The sequence below is a fragment of the Streptococcus sp. KHUD_011 genome (assembly GCF_046352925.1).
Taxonomy (GTDB): Bacteria; Bacillota; Bacilli; order Lactobacillales; family Streptococcaceae; genus Streptococcus.
Window position 1 is genome coordinate 1,407,792 of the sequence record NZ_CP157578.1, and the last position, 23,903, is coordinate 1,431,694.

Consider the following 23,903-nt stretch of genomic DNA (forward strand, 5'->3'; position numbering starts at 1 on the left):
TTCCTTTTCTTTCTTATAAATAGTGAATCATGGCTTGTTGGTCCTCGGTCCAAGTAACCTGACTCTGAACTCCGTATACAGTTTGCAATGATTCTGAGGTGATGGTCTCCTTTGGAGTCCCTTGATAAAGGATTTCTCCCTCTTTCATCAGATAGAGATAATCCGAATAGCGACAAGCAAGTTGAATATCATGTAGGACAGCTAGAACATTGACCTTGAGCTCCTTCACAATGGCTAACAAGTCTAGCTGATACCTGATATCCAGGTGATTGGTTGGTTCGTCTAGGAGTAAGAGAGTCGGTTCTTGCGCCAAGGCGCGGGCTAGTAAGACTCGTTGTTTCTCCCCCCCTGACAGAGACGAATAGAGACGAGTTTTCTTCTCAAGCATATCCACCTTGACAAGAGCATCTTGAACGAGGGCATAATCCCTTTCCCTTTCCTTCTGTAAAAAAGAGAGGTGGGGGGTTCTTCCCAGCAAGACAATTTCTTCAACTGTACAATCAAACTGCAGCTGATTAAACTGGGTGACAACTGCCATTTGTTTGGCTGTTTCTTTGAGCGTCCATTGTTCCAGAGGTTTTCCATCTAGGCTTATCAAGCCTTTGTCCGCCTTTTCCTGACGATAGAGGAGTTTAAGTAGACTGGTTTTTCCACTTCCATTTGGCCCTAATATCGTGTGAAATTGATGCCCCTCAACCTTAAGAGAAACTCCTTTGAGGATTTTTTTCTCTCCTAGTCCAAAGTGGACATCCTGACAAATCAAGTCCATATCAGACCCTCACCTCCCTTCGCCTACCTCCAACAATGTAGATAAAGAAGGGAGCACCTACTAAGGCTGTGAAAATACCAATAGGAAGCTCTGCGTTTGGAATGATGATACGAGAGAGTACATCTGCCCAAATGACAAAGAGGGCACCTAGCAAGGTTGCAACAGGAAAAAGCCTCTTGTAATTCGTCCCTACTAACCCTCGAGCTAAATGTGGAGTAATCAGACCAACAAATCCAATAATCCCACAGGTTGCCACTAAGACTGCTGTCAGCACAGCCACCATTGTCACATAAAGATACCAATAAAAGCGTAAGGGAATTCCCAAAGTTAAAGCAGCCTCATCTCCCATCATCATCGCATTGAAAACACGATACTGAGTAGAGAAAAATAGAAAGGCTATTCCTACTACTATAGTTGGCAGGACCAAGTCTGCCCAGGAAGTCCCAGCGATCGAGCCCATGGTCCAAAACTTAATGGTCATCACACTGTCCGCATTAGCGCCAACTGAGATAATAAAGTTGGAAAAAGCTAGAAAGAGAGCATTGACCACCGTTCCTGATAAGATCAGACTAGATGTTGTCATCCTTCCCTGCATAGAGGCAATGATGAGGACAGCAATGGTTGCCAAAATAGCTCCAAGAAAAGCTCCAAGGCTAATCATCACTTTTAAACCAAGAATGATGCTCAAGGTTGCCCCCAGAGTTGCACCCGCAGATATTCCTAAGACATAAGGCTCTGCGATGGGGTTGTTCACTGTAGACTGCATCACACTACCACACATAGAAAGACCTGCTCCTACTATCAGACCTAACAATACTCGAGGGAATCTCATGTTCCATACAATGGCAAGAGTAGACTTGGAAACCTCTCCTATCTCAAGAGGAAATCCCAACCTGCTCAAAATAATCCGATAGGTATCTCCTAGATCAATCGCAACAGATCCCATTGAAACTGCTAGAAAGAGAGAAATCCCTAAAATACCTAGCAAAACAACTAAAAGTAACACAAATTGCTGGTCTTGTCGGCTTCCAGAAAATTTGGAAAGCATGCAAACCTCCTTTGATAGAATCTTAAAAATTTAGAAAATTCTCATGAAAAGTATACCATATTTTCAACAATGGAACAAGATGAGAAAAATAAATATAGTTGGTCATACAGTGCTAATAATCGTAACCGAAGATTATGCTTGAGCATACCAAGGTAAGGTGACAACATAAAAAGCCCTCTGAAGTCAGAGAGCTGATTTGAGCTCAGGCTAAAATCCTAGTGAAACAAAAAAATCTACACGATCAGAAAAGTCTCTATCGTGCCATTTTCATACATGATATATAGTCCAAGTAGAATGAATACTAAGGGCACAATGATTCGCTCGTATTTTTCAACTGTCTCGAATATTAACGGAATAGAGGATAACACCCGACTAATCTCGCATAAGATAATTATGCCGATTACAAACACAAGCAACGCCACGAGGGTCTGTGACCAATCTAACGAAGCAAAATAAGGTATATAGATACCTAAATTATCTCCGCCAGACGCAATTGTTAGCAATGTAACTGTCCAAAACAGTTGATTTGCCTTGCTTTGTTCTAATCTTTCAATAATTTCTTCCTCTTCTTCCTCTTCTTCCTCACCTTCTCCAACAATTGCAAAGCGAATCCCTAAATAGATAGGGATTAAACCAAGCAATCCAATCATCCATTCTTCAGGCACGAAATTAACGACATAAGCAGCAACTAAACTCGCCCCTACAAGTAAGCCTGTGCCTAGATATTGCCCCGCATAAATATGCCATTTTTGTTTATTCTGTGATAGCTGTGCAAATAAAATAATTAAAATAATTAAATAATCGATACTGGTAGAAATATAAACACCAATAGCAGATATGATTGTCTGTACCATAAAAAAACTCCTGTATTAGTCAGTAATAAATCAGCAGATTTTAGGAGAGCACAGACACATTAATTTAGCTATCGCTAGTGGGTAATGTCGAACATAGGAAAGCATTTTACTCCTCCTCAAAACGTAGTTACAAAGTAATTTCTAACTGGAATTCAGTGACTACTTCCATGTAAAGTATAACATACTATACTTTACTTCGTAAAGTGTGGGCTCTCCGAGGGGGCTTGCAGACAGCTACTCGGCTTTTCAATCCGAGTAGCTACGCACCTTTATGGTGTAATTAGCTGATACCATTTGAGGTTTTTGTAGTCTCCAAAATTGTGACCGATAAAACCTCAATAAAAAAGCCCTCTGAAGTCAGAGAGCTGATTTGAGTTCAGGCTAAAATCCTAGTGAAAAAGATGGTACTCCTTGTGTTCATCGAACACGGTGTCGTTTCCCTATTTTCATACGGATTTCTTACACCCTTAGCATCATGATTCTTGCTGGATAAAACGTTTATAGACTAGACGGCGAGGAGAAGAATGTACGAAACTTTCAGTGAAACAAAAAAATCTCCCCAAAGGGAGATCCTTCTGGTTTATTTTCCCTTACAGTGCTAGGAACCGTAACCGAAGATTATACTTGAGTATATCGAGGTAAGGTGACAACGTAAAAAGCCCTCTGAAAATCAGAGAGCTACAGTCTTGCTGGATAAACCGTTTATAGACTAGGCGACGAGGCGAAGATTGTACTAATGGTACATCGAGCCGAAGCCAACGAAGTATAGAAACGGTTTAGACGCAAGATTAGCGACGAAGTCCTAGAGAGTTGATCAACTCACGGTAACGGTTAACGTCGTTTTTACGCAAGTATGCAAGCAAGTTACGACGGCGACCGATTTTTTTCATCAATCCACGGTAAGTAGCGTGGTCTTTTTTGTGTTGTTTGATGTGTTCGTTAAGGTGGTTGATTTCCCAAGTAAGGACAGCAACTTGAACCTCTACTGAACCTGTATCACCTTCGTGACGTGCATATTGTGCGATGATTTCATTTTTTTTCTCTTTTGAGATTGCCATGATGTTTCTCCTTTTTATTTGGCTTCATCCGAGTGACAGGTTGGCATGCCTGTAACCAAGAAGAAGTTATTTGTCTTTACGACAATCCCTATTCTACCAATAACTAACTTCTTTGTCAACAGATTTACTTTCTTGTTTTAAATATGCTATAATAATCATAGCAAGAAATCTAAGTTGTCTGTTTTTTAAAACGAGGTGATTATCATGCCTAGATTCTATTCCCATCTACCCTACTATCTGGTCATATTTTTCTTTTATTGGCCACTTTATGAGTTGTTATCACTAATCATTTCTGACCCCCTTTTGCTCAAGAGTCTCTACGTAAATAATATTCTCTTCTTTACACCTCTGGTAATCTTGATTGTATCGCTACTCTATAGCTACCGTTTCCGTTTCTCACTTTGGTGGTTAATTGGTAACGGACTGCTCTTTTGCTTTACTATCATAACCTTTGGTGAGTTTATACTAATTTACTTGCTAATCTATGAAACCTTGGCTCTGGTGGGCATGGCTTCCGGTATTGGCATCAAGCATATTCTACAAAAATGAAAAACAAAAAACTTTCACAAAATCCTTGAAAAATCTCACAATCATGCTATAATAATCCATAGAGACAAGTCACTTAGTCCCTTTCTACTAGAGAGTGCGTGGTTGCTGGAAACGCATAGAGAGCCTAAACTGATACTACTCTTGAGTTTTTTATGAAAACATAAAACGGTGGCCACGTTAGAGCCAATCAGAGGTGTCCCTCTCTTTTGAGGTACATAAATGAAGGTGGAACCACGTTGCGACGTCCTTTCGAGGATGTCGCTTTTTGTTTTTCTAGCTTTCACAATCCTCTGTCCCTGTTTTCAGAATAGGGTTAACACATTCGTCAATAATATAAGTAAGGAGAACATCATGATTAACATTACTTTCCCAGATGGCGCTGTTCGTGAATTCGAATCTGGCGTTACAACTTTTGAAATTGCCCAATCTATCAGCAATTCCCTAGCTAAAAAGGCCTTGGCTGGTAAATTCAACGGCAAACTCATCGACACTACTCGTGCTATCACTGAAGATGGAAGCATTGAAATCGTGACACCTGATCACGAAGATGCCCTTCCAATCTTGCGTCACTCAGCTGCTCACTTGTTCGCCCAAGCAGCTCGTCGTCTTTTCCCAGACATTCACTTGGGAGTTGGTCCAGCCATCGAAGACGGCTTCTACTACGATACTGACAACACAGCTGGTCAAATCTCTAACGAAGACCTTCCTCGTATCGAAGAAGAAATGCAAAAAATTGTCAAAGAAAACTTCCCATCAATTCGTGAAGAAGTGACTAAAGACGAGGCACGTGAAATCTTCAAGAACGACCCTTACAAATTAGAATTGATTGAAGAACACTCTGAAGACGAAGGTGGTTTGACTATCTATCGTCAAGGTGAGTATGTAGACCTCTGCCGTGGCCCTCACGTCCCATCAACAGGCCGTATCCAAATCTTCCACCTTCTCCATGTAGCAGGTGCTTACTGGCGTGGAAATAGCGACAACGCTATGATGCAACGTATCTATGGTACAGCTTGGTTTGACAAGAAAGACTTGAAAAACTACCTTCAAATGCGTGAAGAAGCTAAGGAACGTGACCACCGTAAACTTGGTAAAGAGCTTGATCTCTTCATGATTTCTCAAGAGGTTGGTCAAGGACTTCCATTCTGGTTGCCAAATGGTGCGACTATTCGTCGTGAGTTAGAACGCTACATCGTAGATAAAGAGCTAGCTTCTGGCTATCAACACGTCTACACTCCACCACTTGCTTCTGTTGAACTTTACAAGACTTCTGGTCACTGGGATCATTACCAAGAAGACATGTTCCCAACTATGGACATGGGTGACGGGGAAGAATTCGTCCTTCGTCCAATGAACTGTCCGCACCACATCCAAGTCTTCAAACATCATGTTCACTCTTACCGTGAGTTGCCAATCCGTATCGCTGAAATCGGTATGATGCACCGCTACGAAAAATCTGGTTCCCTTACTGGTCTTCAACGTGTACGTGAAATGTCTCTTAACGACGGTCACCTCTTTGTGACTCCAGAACAAATCCAAGAAGAATTCCAACGTGCTCTTCAGTTGATTATCGATGTTTATGAAGACTTCAACTTGAATGAATACCGCTTCCGCCTCTCTCTTCGTGACCCTCAAGATACTCATAAGTACTTTGATAATGATGAGATGTGGGAAAATGCTCAAACCATGCTTCGTGCAGCCCTTGATGAAATGGGCGTGGACTACTTTGAAGCCGAAGGTGAAGCAGCATTCTACGGACCAAAATTGGATATTCAAGTTAAGACCGCTCTTGGAAAAGAAGAAACTCTTTCTACTATCCAACTTGACTTCTTGCTTCCAGAACGCTTCGACCTTAAATACATCGGAGCTGATGGCGAAGAGCACCGTCCAGTTATGATCCACCGTGGAGTTATCTCAACTATGGAACGCTTCACAGCTATCTTGATTGAGAACTACAAGGGTGCCTTCCCAACATGGCTAGCACCTCACCAAGTAACCCTCATCCCAGTATCTAACGAAAAACACGTGGACTACGCTTGGGAAGTGGCGAAAAAACTCCGTGACCGCGGTGTTCGTGCAGACGTAGATGAACGCAATGAAAAAATGCAGTTCAAAATCCGTGCTTCACAAACAAGCAAGATTCCTTACCAATTAATCGTTGGTGACAAGGAAATGGAAGACGGAACAGTCAACGTTCGTCGCTACGGCCAAAAAGAAACACAAACTGTCTCAGTAGATGATTTTGTTCAAGCTATCCTAGCTGATATCGCCAACAAATCACGCGTTGAGAAATAAGAGATAAAACCTGGGATAAAATCCTAACTACCTAAAAAGCAACAACTGAAAAACAGCTGTTGCTTTTTATATTTTTACTCAATGAAAATCAAAAAGCAAACTAGGAAGCTAGCCGCAAGCTGTACTTGAGTACGGTAAGGCGACGCTGACGTGGTTTGAATTTGATTTTCGAAGAGTATTATTTAATCCGAGCTAGTAGTGATTGACCAAACCACCACACAAGATTTGCTTTCATGAGTTAGATAAGGTCAATATCCTCAATCCTTGTCTGCTTCATTTTCTTTTACGAGATCTTTTTGTGAATCTTTTTCAGAGAGTTTTTGATCAATATACTTGTCAATGTTTTCATAAAATTCCTTGGTCGCTTCACTATCTAATGTTGGCGAGTTCTGAACTTGATTCACTTTCAATTGAACAGATTGAATACCGTAAGAGGCTTGTTTTTGGTGGAGTGTTTCTAATTCTTCTTCTGAAATCGGATCTCCAACAACCGTCAAGACCAATTCATTGTTACTTGACTTGTAGACTTGATTAATAACCGTATAATTGGCGAACTCTTTTCCTACAAACTGTTTGATCCCTTCTTTGCGCGCTTGTTCTATTGTCAGAGTAACTGCCGAATAGCTAGCTGGAAGAATCAACAATACAATCAAAGATATCAAGCCAATTCTCATTTTAATGCTCAGCTCTTTAAATGAAGTTAAAGGAGATTTTCTCATCAAAATTCTTGTTCCAACAATGTTGGCTAGCATGATAAAGACACAGTTGATCAAGAAAAGATAGAGAGCCCCCAATAAAAATCGTACATTCCCATTAGCTAAACCATAGCCAGCAGTACAGATAGGCGGCATCAGAGCTGTAGCAATGGCTACTCCTGGCACGATATTGTTTGCTTCTTTTTTCCTTGAACCGATCACACCAGCAATCCCACCAGCAATAGCAATGAGGACATCCCAAATGGTTGGAGAGGTTCGTGCAATCAACTCGCTACTTGCATAAGACAAGGGAGAAATCCAGAAATACAGAGTCGAGACAAGCAAACTGACCAACACTTGAGTCAATAAAACCTCTAGAGATTGCTTGATTAAACGCGTATCAAAAATAGCTAAACCGAATCCCAGTCCAACAATCGGTGTCATGAGAGGTGAAATCAACATGGCTCCTATAATGACAGCTGTTGAATTCATATTTAGTCCGATAGAGGCAATAAAAATTGCACACATCAAAATCGCTGTATCTCTCAATCGAACATGAAGGTCATCGTATAATTTCTCACGGTATTCCCGTGTTGAATAATTGGCAGTCATTTGTCCTCTCCTCTTTCCTTATTTAAATTGGTATAATAATTAAAAATAACAGCTGATAAACAGCCAAAAAATATGAGCCCATAAATCGTCAAGAAGACACTGGTAATCCTTCCAATCAAGGTCACAGCTAGGAGATCCCCGTAGCCGACAGTCGTCGAAGTCACAAAAGCATACCAAAGACCGTCTCCGTAATTTGTGATAGCAGGTTCAACTAGGAAAAGCACGCCTCCTGACCCAAAAACAAAGGTCACAAAACTCAGAGCAAACCGAGTAAAACCCGTAACCTGCATAATATGCCATAACATTTTTAAACGTTTCATTTGTTCTCCTTATTCATACTAGCTCCTGACCGAGCCGTTTTTTTCCAATAATCAAAGTGAAGATAGGACATGATCTCCATCACCAAACCCCAGTCCAACAATCGGTGTCATAAGAGGGGAAATCAGCATGGCTCCAATAATGACAGCTGTTGAATTCATATTTAGACCTATAGAGGCAATAAAAATCGCACACATCAAAATCACTGTATCTCTTAATCGAACATGAAGATCATCATATAATTTCTCACGGTATTCACGTGTTGAATAGTTTCTGGTCATTGGTTACTCCTTTTATTTCATATAATCTTGTTTCTGCATGGATGATGGTAGAGAGACTTCTGTCCAATCTTACATATTTTTCTTCTCACCTATTATTCTTTTGAAAATTATCCTCTAAGTATCCGTCAGTCCATCCTTAACATTATATCAAAAATTTTACATTCTTTCACTGACGAAATCTATCAATTGAACAGATAGAGAAAGCAAGAAATTTTAGATTCCTTATTAGAAAAAGAAAAACCGGTATCTCCTCTGAACTCCTGATAATATGCGTTTTATTCTCTATAATTTAGCTATTTCAAAATTACAAGTTCTCCATTCTTAATTTCCCAAACTTGGTCAAACTTACTTAATAATTCGTTTTGGCGATGTAAAGTAACAATGACGGCACTTGGTAGTTCCAGAACTCTTTCCAATTCCATTTTAAACTGATTAGTATCCAAGGCAGAGAAAGGTTCGTCTAGGATAAGCAATGGATTTTTACGATTTTTCTCACGATTTAAATACATTCGTTGTTGCTGACCACCTGACAGGGATTGTGGTGGAATTTTTTCAAAATCTTCTTCTCTGAATTTTTCATTGAAACTATTGAATAGCGTTACATTATTTTCATAACTCGAAATAAATGTATGTTCTTGTTGCAGAATCATACCGAATCTTCCCCAAAGATGGTCCAAAACAAGCCCATCTAGCACAATTTGTCCTTCAAAATCTTCATCTGTTCCATTTAAAATATTGAGAAGACTACTTTTTCCAGACCCATTCTTACCAATAAGCGCAATTTTATCCCCTTTTTGAATCGTAGCGGAAGTAATTATCAATTTTGATTCTCCCAGTTGTTTGGAAATGTTTTTCAAAGTAATCGTATCAAAAGAATGTTGAGGTGCTTGAACTGAAACGGGTTTCCCAACAATGTTTTGAAAACTCTTGATTACAGGCTTTACGGACTCTAACATTTGTAAATCATAAAGGATTTCCTGTATTGGTTCAGAAAAAGCATTAATATATCCGAAACTCGCCACCACCTCAGGAATACCGAGTTGCTGGTGAGATAGAGAGTAGGCTAAATAAATAAACAGAACAAGACTAATGAATTCAAAAGAAACACCTGTCAATAAGATGCCTGTAATTTTTGTCAAACCATACTTAAAATACTTATCCTGCAAATTCTTTAGAGAGCTCTTTTGTTGATTCAAAAAATGCGACATAGTTAGTTTATTTACCAAATGATGTCCCATGAGCAAATCCTCCAAAGTTCGATAGTAATCTCCTTGTTTTTTCAAGTAAACCTGTCTACGATTAGCGGTCAACTTCCCAACGATTTTAGGAATTTGAATACTAATTCCAGTAGAAAAGATTAAAATCAGTGATACAATAGGATTAATTGTTCTGCTAATAATGAAAGCGTAAATGATGATACGTAAAATTTGTTTGATAAAACTCATCAATGGAGGAAGGTAATCCTTTTCCAACGAATCTAGGTCATTAGATTGATAGGAAATATACTCTGCTACTGTTTTCTGCTTGAAATCGTGGTGACTGAGTCCCAGAAGTGAACGAAACCACTCATTTTTCAAAGTAGTCGAAAAGATAATCCCCTGCTTCCAATCAAGTATCATTTGGATATAGTTACAACTCAAATAGCCTGCCACTGACATAGAGTAACCATATAGAGCTACTTGATAATCCCCTTTGATTAATGCCTGCGTGAAATACGGTAACAAAGCTGTGCAGATATTCGATACTACACCAAAAAGAAAATTAAAGAAGAGATACCATCTAATAGTTTTAAGATATGGTAGCATATACGATACTCCTTGCTAATGCGTTTTTTTACATATCTCAGAACAATCTCTACTATTCCCTATTTCAGATAGTGCTATACTCAGACATTGAGTGCAATAATTGTAAATCACACAAGTTCTGCAGTTTTTACTATCATTCAAAATATAATTTGCTATTTTGTAAAATATAGGTCTATCCCATGTTTCTTTGATAGATGTAAAATGAATATTTCCAACACTTCTATTGAAAGTAAGCTTTTCAGTTTTTCTAACGATTTAGGCTATTTCGTGACACACCCACAATCCGTGAAAATTCTGGTTATATCAGATTATGTGATTTTCGTAAGAATTTTATATTGTCTCCAATCATGGTAGTCTCCTTTTACTTGATAAAACTATTATAACATTTAGAAATTAAAAACTGGTTCAAAATCAATAGGATGTGTGTATTCGATACATTCAATAAATTCTTGGAAACAGTTCTACACCAGTTACACAAATCTATATACACCTATCTCATTCAAAATAAAAAGAAAGCTGCAGTTCTTTTAATCCTGTATCAACGATTCATTCTGAAATCGAATAGGAGACATTTCCCAAGTCTACAATTCACTTCATCTCAAATTAATTTTTGTAATTCACCCTTAGTTTATAGATTTTATACTCAACAAAAGTATAAAGCATACAAAACTTCACTTTGAACCAGTATTTATACTATATTCCGTATTAAAAATTCTATTATTGGTTTTGTAAAAAACAGTCTTCAAATATCCTGAAATATAGCAAAAAGAGATTGGGTAAAAACTCATTGTCTCTTCTCACTCAAGGACTAACTTTACTTGAGCAAACTGAATCCGCACTATCGTTCCTTTTCCAACCTCAGACTCGATACGAATCTGGTGCCCCAGTTCTTCAGAAATTTTCTTAGATAGATAGAGGCCAAGTCCAGATGACTGCTGAGTTAGGCGTCCATTATATCCTGAGAAGCCACGTTCAAAGACTCGGAGGACATCACTGTTTTTTATCCCGATTCCCGTATCCTTGATACAAAGCTCTTGCCCCTCCATATAAATCTCCAGACCACCTTCCTTGGTGTACTTGAGACTGTTTGAGATGATTTGCTCAATAACCACTAGCAGCCACTTCTTATCCGTCACGATTTCTTTATCAAGGTCATGTAGATTGACATTTAAGCCTTTTTGAATAAAGAAAAGAGCATATTTACGAATTATTTCCTTGACCAAGTCCTCAATTTGCACCTGCTTTAAGACCAAATCATCATGGAAACTTTCTAAACGCAGATACTGTAAAACTAGATTGGTATAGGAATCAATCTTGAAAATTTCCTGTTCTAATTGCTGCTTCAGTTGGCGGTCGACCACTTCTGCAACTAAGAGTTGACTGGCTGCAATGGGGGTCTTAATCTGATGGACCCACAAGGTATAGTAATCCAGCAAATCCGTCAGTTTTCTTTCTGAATCTGACCTCTGCTGATAGAGTTCCATCTCACGCGCCTCTAATTTTTCAGCCAAGGCTATTTCCAATGGAGATTTGGCTTCCCTCTCCCCATAGAGAATTTCCTGACGATAGACCTGCATCTCCGCCAATATATCCCAAGTGAAAAATAAGATGGTTACAAAGCAACACAGCAGGAAAAAGTAGAGAAAGTAAATTCCCAAACTGGCAAATAAAAACTGAAAGAGTAAGAGCAGAAACGTCAAAGAAATCAGATAGACAAACAGACGACTACGGGAACGCAGATAGGCTAGAAAAAATTGTTTCCAATCAAGCATGCTTTAATCCGTACCCTATCCCTTTCTTGGTCTCGATAAATCCTACCAAGCCCTGCTCTTCCAACTTTTTACGCAATCGAGCCACATTGACAGAGAGGGTATTATCATCAATGAAAAAGTCACTGTTCCAAAGTTCCCGCATAAGGTCATCACGTGCTACGATGTTGCCTGCATGCTCAAATAAAACGCGTAAAATCTGGAATTCGTTCTTGGTCAAATTCAAGACTTGCCCTTTATAATGTAAATCCATGGATTTGGTATTGAGGATAACACCGGCATATTCCAGCAGACTTTCGTCTCGCCCAAACTCATAGGAACGACGCAACAAGCCCTGAACCTTGGCTAAAAGGACCTGCTGGTCAAAAGGCTTGGTCACAAAGTCATCCGCCCCCATATTGATTGCCATGACGATATCCATAGCCTGATCTCTCGAAGACAAAAACATGATGGGTACCTTGGAAATCTTGCGGATTTCCTGACACCAGTGATAACCATTAAACAAGGGCAGTCCAATATCCATGAGGACCAGATGAGGCTCCGACTGGACAAAAAGACTCAAAACTTCCATAAAGTCTTCTACCAGCACCACTTCAAATCCCCATTCAGAGAGCATTTTCCCGACCTGTTGACGAATGACCTGATCATCTTCTACTAATAAAATCTTGTGCATCTGATTCTCCTTTGCTAATTTTAGGAGTCTTAAATCCTTTATTATAAATAAAGGGGCTGGTATCTAATACTTTTTTGACATTTCCTTGTCACAACAGCTCAAAAACAAATAGTGAATAACCCCATTGATATCATACCTTATTTTCATACATAGTGCCAGTCCTACCCTTTTATTTTTAATTTTTTTCAACCTTCATTTCAGTTCTTTTATCCATCCCCTTAACCAAAATTTATATCTATTCTTCCAAACCTTGAGTGTAGTTAAAACGACACTCTATACTCTTCTAACATTGAAAAGCTCCTTATCGAGTGGTATCCGTAAAAAGTTCTAGCTTTCAGATTGACAATCTGAAAAAGATTTGTTAAGATGTGAATGAACAAGATTTAATATTCATTCAGAAGAGAGGTGAATCAAATTGGACAAAAAACAGGCTTTGAAATCCGCAGCTTATGAAGTTTTTTCAAAAAAAGGATACAAGGCGACAGGAATTTCAGAAATTGCTAGACAAGCTCATATGGCAGTCGGATCTTTTTATAACTATTACGAAAGTAAAGAGGCTATTTTTTTAGATATCTATATTTATGAAAACAACCGTGTTCGCCAAACTATGATCGAAGAACTGGATTGGGAAATTGATATGATTGATCTTATTAGTCAACTCTTTGCTCAATCCAGAGCACTCGTTTCTTCCAATAAAATCCTTGCAGAATGGTACAATCCTGCCATAGCAGATGAGTTGCATAGCTACTATTCCTCAGAAGAAGGGAAAGTCACGAATCCATTTCATCAATTTCTCGTGAAAACCTTTACTCATCGTTTGCAGGCTGAAGGCCATTCTCCAGAAAAAATTCAAGATATTTTACAAGTTTACAACCTATTTTACTACATGGATATGCATATCACAGAAAATGATTTTCCAGATATTAGCAAAACTGTAGAAATACTAGCAACCAACTTCATTAAAGGAATACTGAAATAAAGAAATCTTTTCTTTATTTTTTGGAAATTATTGAATGAAAAAAAATATTATTCATTCATAGGAAATTACTACACTATAGGAGTTAAAAATGAAACGAGGGAAAAAAATGTTCATAATTATTCTAACTACACTTGGAGTGCTCGGCTTTATATCTTGGGGAATCATTACCTATCTTGGACGAAGTCAAACTTTATCGATAAAATCCATTGAAAATCCCAGCGGAGATTTGTATTTAGTTCACATCACAAAACCAAAAAATCAAATATGGAAAGCTGGCTCCTATGCTCAGTTTAAGCTTCCTGACAGTTCGTTTGGTCTAGACAAAAGTCCAGTAAAGGAGGATCAGGCTAGCCGATGGCTAACCCTTGCTTCCACTCCTGATGAGGATGAAATTCTTATTGTAACCCATAATAGTGGTAGCGTGTTTAAGGAAACCTTAACACATTTACCAGCTGGTAGTAAAATTGAGATGAGTTGGCTGGAGTCATCTTTATCTGTTAAAGACAATGACCAAGCACTAGTTTGTTTTGCCTCTGATGTCGGTATTTCTACTCTACGTCCAGTTATGAAAGAGTGGGCTGGTAAGCGCTCCATCATTCTTAATCATTTAGACAAAGGAGTAAACATTTTTGATAATGAGTTAAGAGAGCTTAGTAAGAATAATCCGAATCTAACTTATAAAACTAGCGAAACCTTTTCTCAAAGCCAAGCATTTTTAAAAAATGCGGTTGTGAAATACGGTAACCAAGCTATTTATCTCTTAACCGGCCAACCTGATGATATAAATGAGATGAAAAATTTCTTAAAAGAGAATGGGATTGACGACAAACAGATACAAACAAGTATGTTTAGAGGTTTGAAATAAAAGCAAACTGTCTTCTATGTATCTAAATCATACCATTATAGGTCGGTATGTAGAGAGATCGTACAAACCAACTAGTAAATTCTATGTGTTTGTGATAAGATAAATAAAAAGAAAGGAGCTCTTATGGCCAATATTTTTGATTATCTGAAAGATGTCGCATACGATTCCTTTTACGACCTTCCTTTGAATGAATTAGACATTCTATCCTTAACAGAAATCACCTACCTCTCCTTTGATAATCTGGTCTCTACAGTTTCTCAGCGACTTTTAGACCTGGCACCTCAGGTTCCAAGAGAATCTAACATGTTAACCAGTAAAAATCGTCTCCAATTATTGGATGAATTAGCTCAACACAAACGCTTCAAAAATTGCAAACTCTCCCATTTTATCAACGACATCGACCCTGAGCTGCAAAAGCAATTTGCAGCTATGACCTACCGCCTCACTCTCGACACCTATCTGATTGTTTTTCGAGGTACAGATGACAGTATCATTGGCTGGAAGGAAGATTTTCACCTGACCTATATGAAGGAAATTCCTGCTCAAAAGCACGCCCTCCGCTATTTAAAGAACTTTTTTGCCCAACATCCTAAGCAAAAGGTCATTCTGGCTGGGCATTCCAAGGGAGGAAATTTAGCCATCTATGGTGCTAGCCAAATTGAGCAAAACTTGCAAAATCAAATCACAGCAGTTTATACCTTTGATGCGCCTGGCCTCCACAAAGAACTGACACAAACTGAGGGATATCAAAGGATAATGGATAGAATCAAGGTCTTTATCCCACAAGGGTCCATTATCGGTATGATGATGGAAATCCCTAACCACCAAATCATCGTGCACAGTACTGCCTTAGGTGGTATCGCCCAACACGATACCTTTAGTTGGCAGATTGAGGACAAACACTTCGTCCAACTGGATAAAATCAACAGTGATAGTCAACAAGTCGACACAACCTTCAAGGAATGGGTGGCCACAGTCCCTGACGAGGAACTCCAGCTCTACTTCGATCTCTTCTTTGGCACTATTCTTGATTCTGGTATCACCTCTATCAATGACCTGTCTTCCTTCAAGGCTATCGAACACATTCATCATCTCTTTGTTCAAGCGCAATCCCTCACTCCAGAAGAAAGGGAAACCTTGGGACGCCTTACCCAGTTATTGATTGATACCCGTTACCAAGTCTGGAAGAATAGATAGTACCTTTCAAAAATCAAATGTATACAAAACAAAAGACCTAGAATACATACTTTCATGTGCATTCTAAGTCTTTTTTAATAAAATCTGACTACCAAATAATCCCTTTGTAGGCTATCAAAATGAGGACTGATAGCAGGACATAAAAGGCAAGGAAAAGCCATTTCATCTTAACACAGAGCGCTACGTACTCCCGAATAAAAGCAGATGGTATGTAGTAGCCTGCCGTCCTACATCCGAGGCCATCTCCCTTCATATTTAACTTACGCGCATAGGTACTGGTACGAAAAACATGATAGTCATTTGTTACAAAGAGAAATTGAGGTTTGGCTACCAGTTTCTCGCCAAGTTCCTTAGAAAAGAGAAGGTTCTCATAGGTAGTCCTTGATTGATCCTCCAGAATAATCGCATCTTGGGGAACATCTGTCTCTTCAAGCAGATAGTTTGTAATAGCCTGCGCTTCAGAAATCTTCTCATCTCCTCCTTGACCACCGCTGGCAATAATTTTTATGTTAGAATTTTTAGACTTGTAGTAAGCTTCTACTGCCTTATCAATTCTCTTCTTCAGCAAAGGTGTTACCTTTTCTCCGTCTAACAAACCTGCACCATGAATGATAATAAAATCATAATGCTTCTTCTTAGGAATAAAGAGATACAAGATAGAGTACAGCATAAAACCCGTAAAAGCAAAGCCAAAAATAAAATAAGAGTAGAAAATGAATACAAATAAAATATTTAGAAAGTGATTGGTGTAAAATAATTCATGTCGTCCTCCCAATCGAAATGACATCAAAGCAAAAAATAGCAAAATGACTATTCCAAGGAGCATGGAGAGATAATTAGCCTTTGAACGTCCCTCTCGCTTCAACAAAATGACCCCATTATAGATTAGAAAGATGCCACTTAGAAAAAGCAAAAAAGGAAGTAAAATAAAGGGAAATATAAAAAAAGCGAAATGAATCTTCTCATACCCATTTTGATAAAAAAGGTAGCCTAGATAAAAATAACTGGAAATGAGGGATAATAAGAATAATACTGGATTCCACAAACTTCTATTATCCTTCCAAAATGACACTATAAAGGCTAATACAATTCCTATAACGAGATACATTTCTTCCTCCTTTAATGATTCTATTTTATCACAATTTTACATAGAGAAAAAGAGGGCATCTATCCCTCTCAATCCTTCATTTGGCTCTCTGCATCAGCCACGACTTGTTCTAGACTGGTCTGACCAAGCTCTGCCTCCATAGCCAGCTGGATTCTCTCCAATTTTTGATCCAAAACCTCATGAATATGAGCTCCAACTGGACAATTTGGATTTGGATTGTCATGGAAACTGAATAGTTGACCTGTCTTGCCAAGACATTCGACCGCCTGATAAACATCTAAAAGACTAATGTCCTTAAGATCCTTGACAATTTCTGTCCCACCTGTTCCACGAGCTACTGAAATCAACTCTGCCTTCTTCAACTGGGACAAGGTCTTTCTGATAATGACAGGATTGACCCCGACACTAGCAGCCAGAAAATCACTGGTCACCTTGCTTTCCTTCCCCTTGAGAGCGATAATAATCAGCATATGAGTCGCAATGGTAAATCTACTTGGAATTTGCATCCTCTTCTCCTTTTTACGAGGCTACCCTGCCCCTACTCTTCTTTTCCTTTTATTATACCCTTTTTAGTTGTAATGTCAATCGTTACCACTTTTCAACCAGGCATCTAGCTCCCTATCGTAGCCCTCTTTCTTGGCCAATTCTCTCAGAAATTCTTGATGATGAGTATGATGGATACCATTGACCAGACTTTCATAATAAACCTCAAAATAGGGAAGTTTCAGATCTTTAGCCAACTGCAATTCAGCTGCCACATCGTAGTCTACCCGTCGGAAGTCCATATCTACCAAGCCCTTGTCATCAAATTCTAAAATCATATACTGAGCTCGCAAGTCCTTCCGTAACTGGGCATCTAGAAAGAAAGGCTGCCCAATCGAACCCGGATTAACAATCAATTGTCCACCAGTCCCGTAACGAAGCAACTGCTGGTGAATATGACCATATACAGCGATATCACAAGGTGGATTGGTCACCAAGCGGTCAAAGTCCTCTTGTGCTCCAGTATGAATCAACTCACGCCCCCAGTTCTTATCAGGCAGATGATGGCTAATTCCAACTGTCAAATTCCCAAACTGACGATGAAGCTGGAGAGGTTGATTGTGGAGCAGTTCAATTTCTTCTAGTGAAATTTCCTCTAAAACATACTGGCACTGGCGCAAGAGATAGCGTTGACTGGGACGAGTACTATCCAATTTCTTTCGGACACCATGCCACAGACTGTCTTCCCAGTTTCCCAAAACTCTAGCCGTAATCGGTAGTTGAGCCAACAAGTCCAAAATCCTTCTACGCCCTGTCCCTGGCATGAGAATGTCTCCCAAAAGCCAGTATTCATCCACTCCTAGCTGCCGAGCATCTGTCAAAACAGCCTCCAGGGCGGTGGTATTTCCATGAATATCTGAAAGAAGAGCTATTTTCGTCATATCCATCTCCTCGTTTTTTCTCTTGCAATAAGTATAACATAAAAAGTCACAGCTAGAGAAATCTAGCTTTTTTTGATATACTAGATAAAGATATTAGACAAGAGGAAGCGAATGACCCCGAATAAAGAAGACTATCTAAAATGTATTTATGAAATTGGCATAGACCTGCATAAAATCACCAACAAGGAAATTGCGGCTCGTATGCAAGTATCTCCCCCTGCCGTAACTGAAATGATTAAACGGATGAAAAGTGAAAATCTCATCCTCAAGGACAAGGAATGTGGCTATCTACTGACTGACCTTGGACTTAAACTGGTCTCTGAACTCTACCGTAAACACCGCTTGATTGAAGTTTTTCTAGTTCATCATTTAGACTATACGAGTGACCAGATTCACGAGGAAGCTGAGGTATTGGAACATACTGTCTCTGACCTATTCGTGGAGAGACTAGAAAAATTACTTGGATTCCCCAAAACTTGCCCTCACGGAGGAACTATTCCTGCCAAGGGAGAACTCCTGGTTGAAATCAATAACCTGCCACTAGCTGATATCAAGGAAGCTGGCGCCTACCGCCTGACTCGGGTGCACGATAGTTTTGACATTCTCCATTATTTGGATAAGCACTCACTTCACATCGGTGACTGTCTCCAAGTCCAGCAGTTTGATGGCTTCAGCAATACCTTCACTATCCTCAGTAAAAATGAGGATTTGCAAGTAAGTATGGACATTGCCAAACAACTCTACGTCGAGAAAATCGACTAATTTCTCAAGTACCCAACCAACCCTGAAAGTTTAATTTTCAGGGTTTTATTTCTAGCATTTGATTTTACTTTCATTTAGTTGTAGAATGTTTGTTAAAAAAAAGAAAGATAGTTTAACCTATGAAAAAATCACTAAAAATTTTTGCTACATCCAAATGGTTTGACCTCTTTGGAGTTGCTCTGGTCGTTGGGATTGCGATTGCATCTGGTTACCTCAACTCACGCCTCGATAAATTCGTAGACTGGGGACCATGGACTGCCCTTGTCCCCTTTGGATTGATTTCCGTAACCAACGTTGGGATTTCTATGTTGTCCACTCGTTTCACGGGAAAATTAAGCAAATGGGGAAATTACTTTGGTATTGTTAATACCATTTTGTCCGGTGCTATTGATTATATCCTTGGAAATAAGGCGGCCATTATCACCTATCCTGTCACCTTCCTCATTTATACCTTTGCGATTAAGAAATGGGAAGCTTCGCAAGAAGGCAGACCCAACCAAATGAGCCAAAAACAGCTAAAGTTGGCGGCCATCATCATTTCCATCATCGCCTTCCTCTTTGCCTTTGTGACCAACTATATCGGATATGGTGGTAAGATGAATCTCCTTGCCTATGTAACAACTATTGCCTTTGCACTGTCCCTCATCGCCAATGCCTTGAACGCATTGAAACTGACAACTCAGTGGGGCTTCTGGTTGATTTACAATTTTGTGCAGCTGACAAAGGCTGGCATTCAAGGAAACTTCGCCAATATCGGTAAATACATCTTTTATATCCTCAATGCAATCGGAGCTTTATTTGTCTGGAATGATGAAGAAGTTAGATAATAGAAGGAAACTCAAATAAAGAATACTAGCCAACTTAAGAGAATCTCCCTTCTACTATTTTTATCATTTTACTTGTAACTCCCATTCTTTTGGAGTAGAATGAAGCTAGATAAAAGAGGGAGGTCATCTTATGAAAAATCTCTTTAGAATCCATTTTGTAGCAATTGCAGTCATTGATTTGCTACTATTTGCATTTTTTACCACTAGACCCGAGACTTCTTTGGAGCAGCTCCTGCTTTCTGGCTTCATTTTTATCCTTGCTCAAGGACTCCTGCTATTTCGCTTGGTTGTCCGACTCAAACATCAATTCACTGAGATTTATCCTCAAATCAATAAAAAGATTCGCTTCTACTATTTAGGGGTTCTCACCTTTGATTTTCTGTTTTTCTTCATCTTATCCCTCATAAGTTCTCATCGTTTTTCATCTCTTATGCCAATTGCCACTGCTTGCCATTCTACTTTATATTATACGACGACTAACTACCTAAGAGAAAACTATCCAGACTTTTACGACAAACACATCTCTTTATGGGAGTGTCTCTAAGGCAAAGGAGGTTTTAGCATGAAAAAAATCATCTTCATCAAAATCACTCAACTCCTTGTCATTGATGGAATCATGCTGGCATTTTTGACGTTTAAAGAGGGGCTTACTTGGGATTGGATTTTGATTTATAGCGGTTGGCTCATTTTCTTTCATCCTGTGCTATTGACCTATCTGTCTAATCAGCTTTGTGACCACTTTAGTCAACTCTATTCCCAGATTAGACCGATATTCTGGCGCTTTGCATTACAAATCCTCCTATGGGATAGCCTGATGATTCTCTCCTTGATATGTTTAAGTGGTATCCCACTTTTCCTCCAGGGAACTCTCCTAATCCTAGGACACCTCATCCCTTCCTATCACATAAGCCAAAGTTTGAAAAGAGACTTCCCCAAGGCCTATCAGGAACAGATTTCATTTTGGAGTATTTTATGATAGATGAGAAAAACCAAGCCGGCCGGGCTTGGTCTTTCTTATCTATTTTTAGTATCAAGAATAATGGTAACTGGTCCATCATTAACCAGCTCAACCTGCATGTCCGCACCAAAGATACCTGTCTGAACGGGCACTTCCTGCGCTAATTTTTGATTGAAAGCGTCATAGAAGTCTGATGCCATATCAGGCTTGGCTGCACCTGTGAAGGCTGGACGATTGCCCTTCTTAGTATCCGCAAAGAGAGTAAACTGAGAAATAGAGAGGATTTCTCCCTCAATATCTTTGACAGACAGGTTCATCTTGCCTTCTGCATCTGAAAAAATCCGCATATTGACAATCTTTCTCACAGCATAGTCCAAATCTTCCTCTTGGTCCTCTGGTCCAACACCAACCAGCAATAAAAGCCCCTGATTGATTTTCCCCTGCAACTGACCTTCGATACTGACTTGGGCTTTTTTAACCCGTTGGATAATGATTTTCATAATAGCCTTTCTAGTAAGAGCTAGGACAATTAGCCATTGGTACGTTTAACAGAGTAAACTTCTGGCACACTCTTAATCTTGTCCACGACCGTAGTCAGCGTCGAGAGGTTAGCAATGCCAAAGGATACATGGATATTAGCAAACTTCATATCCTTGGTTGGTTGGGCGTTGACTGTTGAGATATTCTTAGTTGTGTTTGAAAGAACTTGTAGCACATCGTTCAACAGTCCTGTACGGTTGAGGCCATAAATATCGATATGGGCCATATACTCCTTATTTGAGCTAGAGTACTGGTCTTCCCATTCCACATCAAGAAGACGTTGCTCGTAGTTTTCTTGGGCACGCAGATTCATACAGTCCACACGGTGAATAGCTACACCACGCCCCTTGGTAATATAGCCAACAATATCATCACCAGGAACTGGATTACAACACTTGGCAATCCGCACTAGGAGGCCTGATGCACCTTCAATGACCACACCACCCTCATGCTTGACCTTGAGGGTTTCTTTATTTTCAACCTTGATCTCGCCACCTTTGACAAGTTCCTCTGCTTCAGCCTTGGCCTTGGCACGTTCTTCCTCACGACGTTCCTTCTCAGTTAGACGATTAAAGACAGTAATAGCACCGATTTCTCCAAAACCAATGGCCGCAAAGAGGGATTCTTCTGTCTTGTAGCTGGTCTTTTGCAGAACTCGGTCCATATGACGCTTGTCCATGAATTTATTGGCCACATAGCCATTTTCTTGGAACTGGGCCATCAACATTTCACGACCCTTATTGACAGACAATTCCTTATCTTGGTTTTTAAAGAACTGGCGAATCTTGTTACGGGCTTTGCTGGTCTTGACCATGTTGAGCCAGTCACGACTCGGCCCAAAGGAGTTAGGGTTGGTGACAATTTCAACCTGATCCCCTGTCTTGAGCTTGGTTGTCAGTGGAACCATGCGACCATTGACCTTGGCTCCAGTTGCTTTTTCCCCAACCTTGGTATGGATTTCATAGGCAAAGTCAATCGGTCCTGAATCTTTCGGAAGGGAACGGACAGCTCCATCTGGGGTAAAGACGTAAATCTCCTCAGCCAGATAGTTTTCCTTAACTGAATCCACAAATTCCTTAGCATCATCAGCCTGGTCTTGGAGCTCCATCATCTCCTTGATCCAGTTCATTCCAATAGCTGATTCCTTGCTGTTAACCTGCCCCTTAATGCCTTTCTTATAGGCCCAGTGAGCCGCAACCCCGTACTCAGCCACCTCGTGCATTTCCTTGGTCCGAATCTGGAATTCAATCGGCCCTTTTGGCCCATAAACAGTCGTATGGATAGACTGGTAGCCATTGGCCTTGCGGTTAGCTATATAGTCTTTGAAACGACCTGGCATTGGTTTCCAAAGTTCATGCACATAACCAAGCATGGCATAAACATCACTTTGGGTATCCAAAATACAACGAATGGCAATCAGGTCATAGATTTCCTCAAAACGTTTTCTCTTATCCTGCATTTTGCGGAAAATCGAGTAAATATGCTTGGGACGACCGTAAATCTTCCCATTTAGATGACGATCTGTCGTATAGTTTTCTAATTTTGTGACTACCTCATCCACCAAGGCTTCACGCTCTCTGCGCTTTTCCTTCATCATATGGGTAATCTTGTAAAACTCCGTTGGGTTGAGATAACGGAAAGATAGGTCTTCCAATTCCCATTTAACGCTAGAAATCCCCAAACGGTGGGCAAGTGGGGCATATATTTCCATGGTTTCTTTAGAAATACGCTCCTGTTTGTCTTTTCGAAGATGTTTCAGCGTCCGCATATTGTGCAAGCGGTCAGACAGTTTGACCAAAATAACACGGATGTCCTCAGACATGGCCATGAGCATCTTGCGGTGGTTTTCAGCCAACTGCTCTTCGTGAGACTTGTACTTGACCTTACCGAGCTTGGTAACTCCATCGACAATCACGCGCACATCAGAACCAAACTCTCTTTCCAAATCGTCCAAGGTCGCATCAGTATCTTCCACCACATCATGCAAGAAACCACAAGCTACCGTTACAGCATCCAGCTTGAGTTTGGCTAAAATACCTGCCACTTGGATAGGGTGAATGATATAAGGCTCGCCTGATTTGCGATACTGGCCACTGTGGCATTCCACCGCATAGACCAAGGCCTTATGGACAAAATGGACATCCTCTTCCGTTAAATATTCTTTAGTTAAAGCGACAACTTCTTCGCCTGTTAAATTCTCTTCTTTTGGCATCTCTACTCTCCAATTCTTCCTACCATTTTATCACTTTTTTAAGAATATGAAAACTAGAAAAAGAGGATTCTAAAGCTTATTTAATTTGTTGGGAAGGAGAATAAAATAAGATTCACACTAAAAAATAATATAATTATCTGATTTTCATCTATCTTTTTTGATATAGGCTAAGATAAAAGTTAGTGAAACGAAAATACATTCCTCTTTTTCAATAAGAAAATGTTTGATATTTTGGTAATTTTCTAACTTTTTTAGTGTATAATGGTAATATGAACAGTTTTTTTACGATAATTACTGAATTTTCA

General features: G+C 39.6%; 22 protein-coding genes and 4 pseudogenes. 11 read left to right on the forward strand and 15 right to left on the reverse strand.

Annotated elements, in window-relative coordinates:
• Positions 1-13: 13 nt before the first annotated feature.
• The 4 genes from ABKJ27_RS06615 to rpsO form a co-directional block, all read right to left on the reverse strand.
• Positions 14-769, reverse strand: coding sequence for an ABC transporter ATP-binding protein (locus ABKJ27_RS06615; protein ID WP_410011558.1), 756 nt, complete (start codon positions 767-769; stop codon positions 14-16).
• Position 770: 1 nt separating this feature from the next.
• Entirely contained in the window at positions 771-1,817 is a 1,047-nt protein-coding gene (locus ABKJ27_RS06620) for a FecCD family ABC transporter permease (protein ID WP_410011559.1), read from the reverse strand.
• Between the two features lie 233 nt (positions 1,818-2,050).
• Positions 2,051-2,671: a CadD family cadmium resistance transporter gene (locus ABKJ27_RS06625; protein ID WP_410011560.1), complete on the reverse strand. Its 621-nt coding sequence runs from the start codon at positions 2,669-2,671 to the stop codon at positions 2,051-2,053.
• A gap of 788 nt (positions 2,672-3,459) precedes the next feature.
• Entirely contained in the window at positions 3,460-3,729 is a 270-nt protein-coding gene (gene rpsO / locus ABKJ27_RS06630; RefSeq protein ID WP_001018251.1) for a 30S ribosomal protein S15, read from the reverse strand.
• A 204-nt stretch (positions 3,730-3,933) separates the two neighbouring features.
• On the opposite strand from rpsO, the pseudogene ABKJ27_RS06635 reads away from it, so the two are divergent.
• From ABKJ27_RS06635 to thrS, 3 genes and pseudogenes are all read left to right on the forward strand, one after another.
• Positions 3,934-4,307, forward strand: a pseudogene (locus ABKJ27_RS06635) (hypothetical protein).
• 73 nt (positions 4,308-4,380) lie between these two features.
• Positions 4,381-4,589, forward strand: a pseudogene (locus ABKJ27_RS06640) (hypothetical protein).
• Positions 4,590-4,629: 40 nt separating this feature from the next.
• Positions 4,630-6,573: a threonine--tRNA ligase gene (gene thrS / locus ABKJ27_RS06645; RefSeq protein WP_033682071.1), complete on the forward strand. Its 1,944-nt coding sequence runs from the start codon at positions 4,630-4,632 to the stop codon at positions 6,571-6,573.
• Between the two features lie 257 nt (positions 6,574-6,830).
• Here thrS and ABKJ27_RS06650 read toward each other — a convergent pair whose 3' ends face one another.
• From ABKJ27_RS06650 to ABKJ27_RS06675, 6 genes and pseudogenes are all read right to left on the reverse strand, one after another.
• Positions 6,831-7,880: a DUF389 domain-containing protein gene (locus ABKJ27_RS06650; protein WP_049516469.1), complete on the reverse strand. Its 1,050-nt coding sequence runs from the start codon at positions 7,878-7,880 to the stop codon at positions 6,831-6,833.
• Positions 7,877-8,200 carry a potassium channel family protein gene (locus ABKJ27_RS06655; RefSeq protein ID WP_000825751.1) on the reverse strand — a complete coding sequence of 108 codons (324 nt, stop codon included), beginning with the start codon at positions 8,198-8,200 and terminating at the stop codon, positions 7,877-7,879. Before ABKJ27_RS06655 ends, ABKJ27_RS06650 begins: the two co-directional genes overlap by 4 nt.
• An 81-nt stretch (positions 8,201-8,281) precedes the next feature.
• A pseudogene (locus ABKJ27_RS06660) lies at positions 8,282-8,479 on the reverse strand (TIGR00341 family protein); the annotation flags it as partial.
• A gap of 293 nt (positions 8,480-8,772) precedes the next feature.
• Entirely contained in the window at positions 8,773-10,284 is a 1,512-nt protein-coding gene (locus ABKJ27_RS06665) for an ATP-binding cassette domain-containing protein (RefSeq protein WP_261034833.1), read from the reverse strand.
• Positions 10,285-11,081: 797 nt separating this feature from the next.
• Positions 11,082-12,056 (reverse strand): sensor histidine kinase, encoded by a 975-nt coding sequence (locus tag ABKJ27_RS06670; RefSeq protein WP_049516471.1) that lies wholly within the window; start codon positions 12,054-12,056, stop codon positions 11,082-11,084.
• Positions 12,049-12,726 (reverse strand): response regulator transcription factor, encoded by a 678-nt coding sequence (locus ABKJ27_RS06675; RefSeq protein WP_261233476.1) that lies wholly within the window; start codon positions 12,724-12,726, stop codon positions 12,049-12,051. Before ABKJ27_RS06675 ends, ABKJ27_RS06670 begins: the two co-directional genes overlap by 8 nt.
• Positions 12,727-13,135: 409 nt before the next feature.
• Between ABKJ27_RS06675 and ABKJ27_RS06680 the strand changes: the two genes are divergently transcribed.
• From ABKJ27_RS06680 to ABKJ27_RS06690, 3 genes are all read left to right on the forward strand, one after another.
• Positions 13,136-13,705, forward strand: coding sequence for a TetR/AcrR family transcriptional regulator (locus ABKJ27_RS06680; RefSeq protein WP_410012142.1), 570 nt, complete (start codon positions 13,136-13,138; stop codon positions 13,703-13,705).
• Between the two features lie 88 nt (positions 13,706-13,793).
• Complete coding sequence (locus ABKJ27_RS06685; protein ID WP_049524259.1) at positions 13,794-14,570, forward strand: ferredoxin reductase; 777 nt, start codon at positions 13,794-13,796, stop codon at positions 14,568-14,570.
• A gap of 123 nt (positions 14,571-14,693) precedes the next feature.
• Positions 14,694-15,767: a DUF2974 domain-containing protein gene (locus ABKJ27_RS06690; protein WP_410011561.1), complete on the forward strand. Its 1,074-nt coding sequence runs from the start codon at positions 14,694-14,696 to the stop codon at positions 15,765-15,767.
• Positions 15,768-15,855: 88 nt separating this feature from the next.
• Here ABKJ27_RS06690 and ABKJ27_RS06695 read toward each other — a convergent pair whose 3' ends face one another.
• The 3 genes from ABKJ27_RS06695 to ABKJ27_RS06705 all read right to left on the reverse strand — a co-directional run bounded on the left by ABKJ27_RS06695 (position 15,856) and on the right by ABKJ27_RS06705 (position 18,299).
• Positions 15,856-16,875, reverse strand: coding sequence for a YdcF family protein (locus ABKJ27_RS06695; protein ID WP_004255616.1), 1,020 nt, complete (start codon positions 16,873-16,875; stop codon positions 15,856-15,858).
• A 68-nt stretch (positions 16,876-16,943) separates the two neighbouring features.
• Positions 16,944-17,381, reverse strand: a complete 438-nt coding sequence (locus ABKJ27_RS06700; RefSeq protein WP_150922525.1) for an Rrf2 family transcriptional regulator — start codon at positions 17,379-17,381, stop codon at positions 16,944-16,946.
• 75 nt (positions 17,382-17,456) lie between these two features.
• Positions 17,457-18,299, reverse strand: coding sequence for a metallophosphoesterase family protein (locus ABKJ27_RS06705; protein ID WP_410011562.1), 843 nt, complete (start codon positions 18,297-18,299; stop codon positions 17,457-17,459).
• A gap of 111 nt (positions 18,300-18,410) precedes the next feature.
• Between ABKJ27_RS06705 and ABKJ27_RS06710 the strand changes: the two genes are divergently transcribed.
• The 5 genes and pseudogenes from ABKJ27_RS06710 (at position 18,411) to ABKJ27_RS06730 (ending at position 20,864) form a co-directional block, all read left to right on the forward strand.
• A complete protein-coding gene (locus ABKJ27_RS06710) occupies positions 18,411-19,061 on the forward strand; it encodes a metal-dependent transcriptional regulator (protein WP_410011563.1) in 651 nt (216 codons plus the stop codon).
• Positions 19,027-19,224: pseudogene (locus ABKJ27_RS06715) on the forward strand (hypothetical protein). Before ABKJ27_RS06710 ends, ABKJ27_RS06715 begins: the two are co-directional and overlap by 35 nt.
• Positions 19,181-19,888 (forward strand): nicotinamide mononucleotide transporter, encoded by a 708-nt coding sequence (locus tag ABKJ27_RS06720; RefSeq protein WP_194251494.1) that lies wholly within the window; start codon positions 19,181-19,183, stop codon positions 19,886-19,888. The pseudogene ABKJ27_RS06715 and the gene ABKJ27_RS06720 overlap by 44 nt, the downstream one beginning before the upstream one ends.
• A 130-nt stretch (positions 19,889-20,018) precedes the next feature.
• Positions 20,019-20,432, forward strand: a complete 414-nt coding sequence (locus ABKJ27_RS06725) for a hypothetical protein (protein ID WP_261446759.1) — start codon at positions 20,019-20,021, stop codon at positions 20,430-20,432.
• 18 nt (positions 20,433-20,450) lie between these two features.
• Positions 20,451-20,864, forward strand: coding sequence for a hypothetical protein (locus tag ABKJ27_RS06730; RefSeq protein WP_261446760.1), 414 nt, complete (start codon positions 20,451-20,453; stop codon positions 20,862-20,864).
• A gap of 38 nt (positions 20,865-20,902) precedes the next feature.
• On the opposite strand, the gene dtd is transcribed toward ABKJ27_RS06730, so the two are convergent.
• Both dtd and ABKJ27_RS06740 read right to left on the reverse strand, forming a co-directional pair.
• Positions 20,903-21,346 (reverse strand): D-aminoacyl-tRNA deacylase, encoded by a 444-nt coding sequence (gene dtd / locus ABKJ27_RS06735; RefSeq protein ID WP_084950932.1) that lies wholly within the window; start codon positions 21,344-21,346, stop codon positions 20,903-20,905.
• Between the two features lie 29 nt (positions 21,347-21,375).
• A complete protein-coding gene (locus tag ABKJ27_RS06740) occupies positions 21,376-23,598 on the reverse strand; it encodes a RelA/SpoT family protein (protein ID WP_410011564.1) in 2,223 nt (740 codons plus the stop codon).
• Positions 23,599-23,903: the final 305 nt, after the last annotated feature.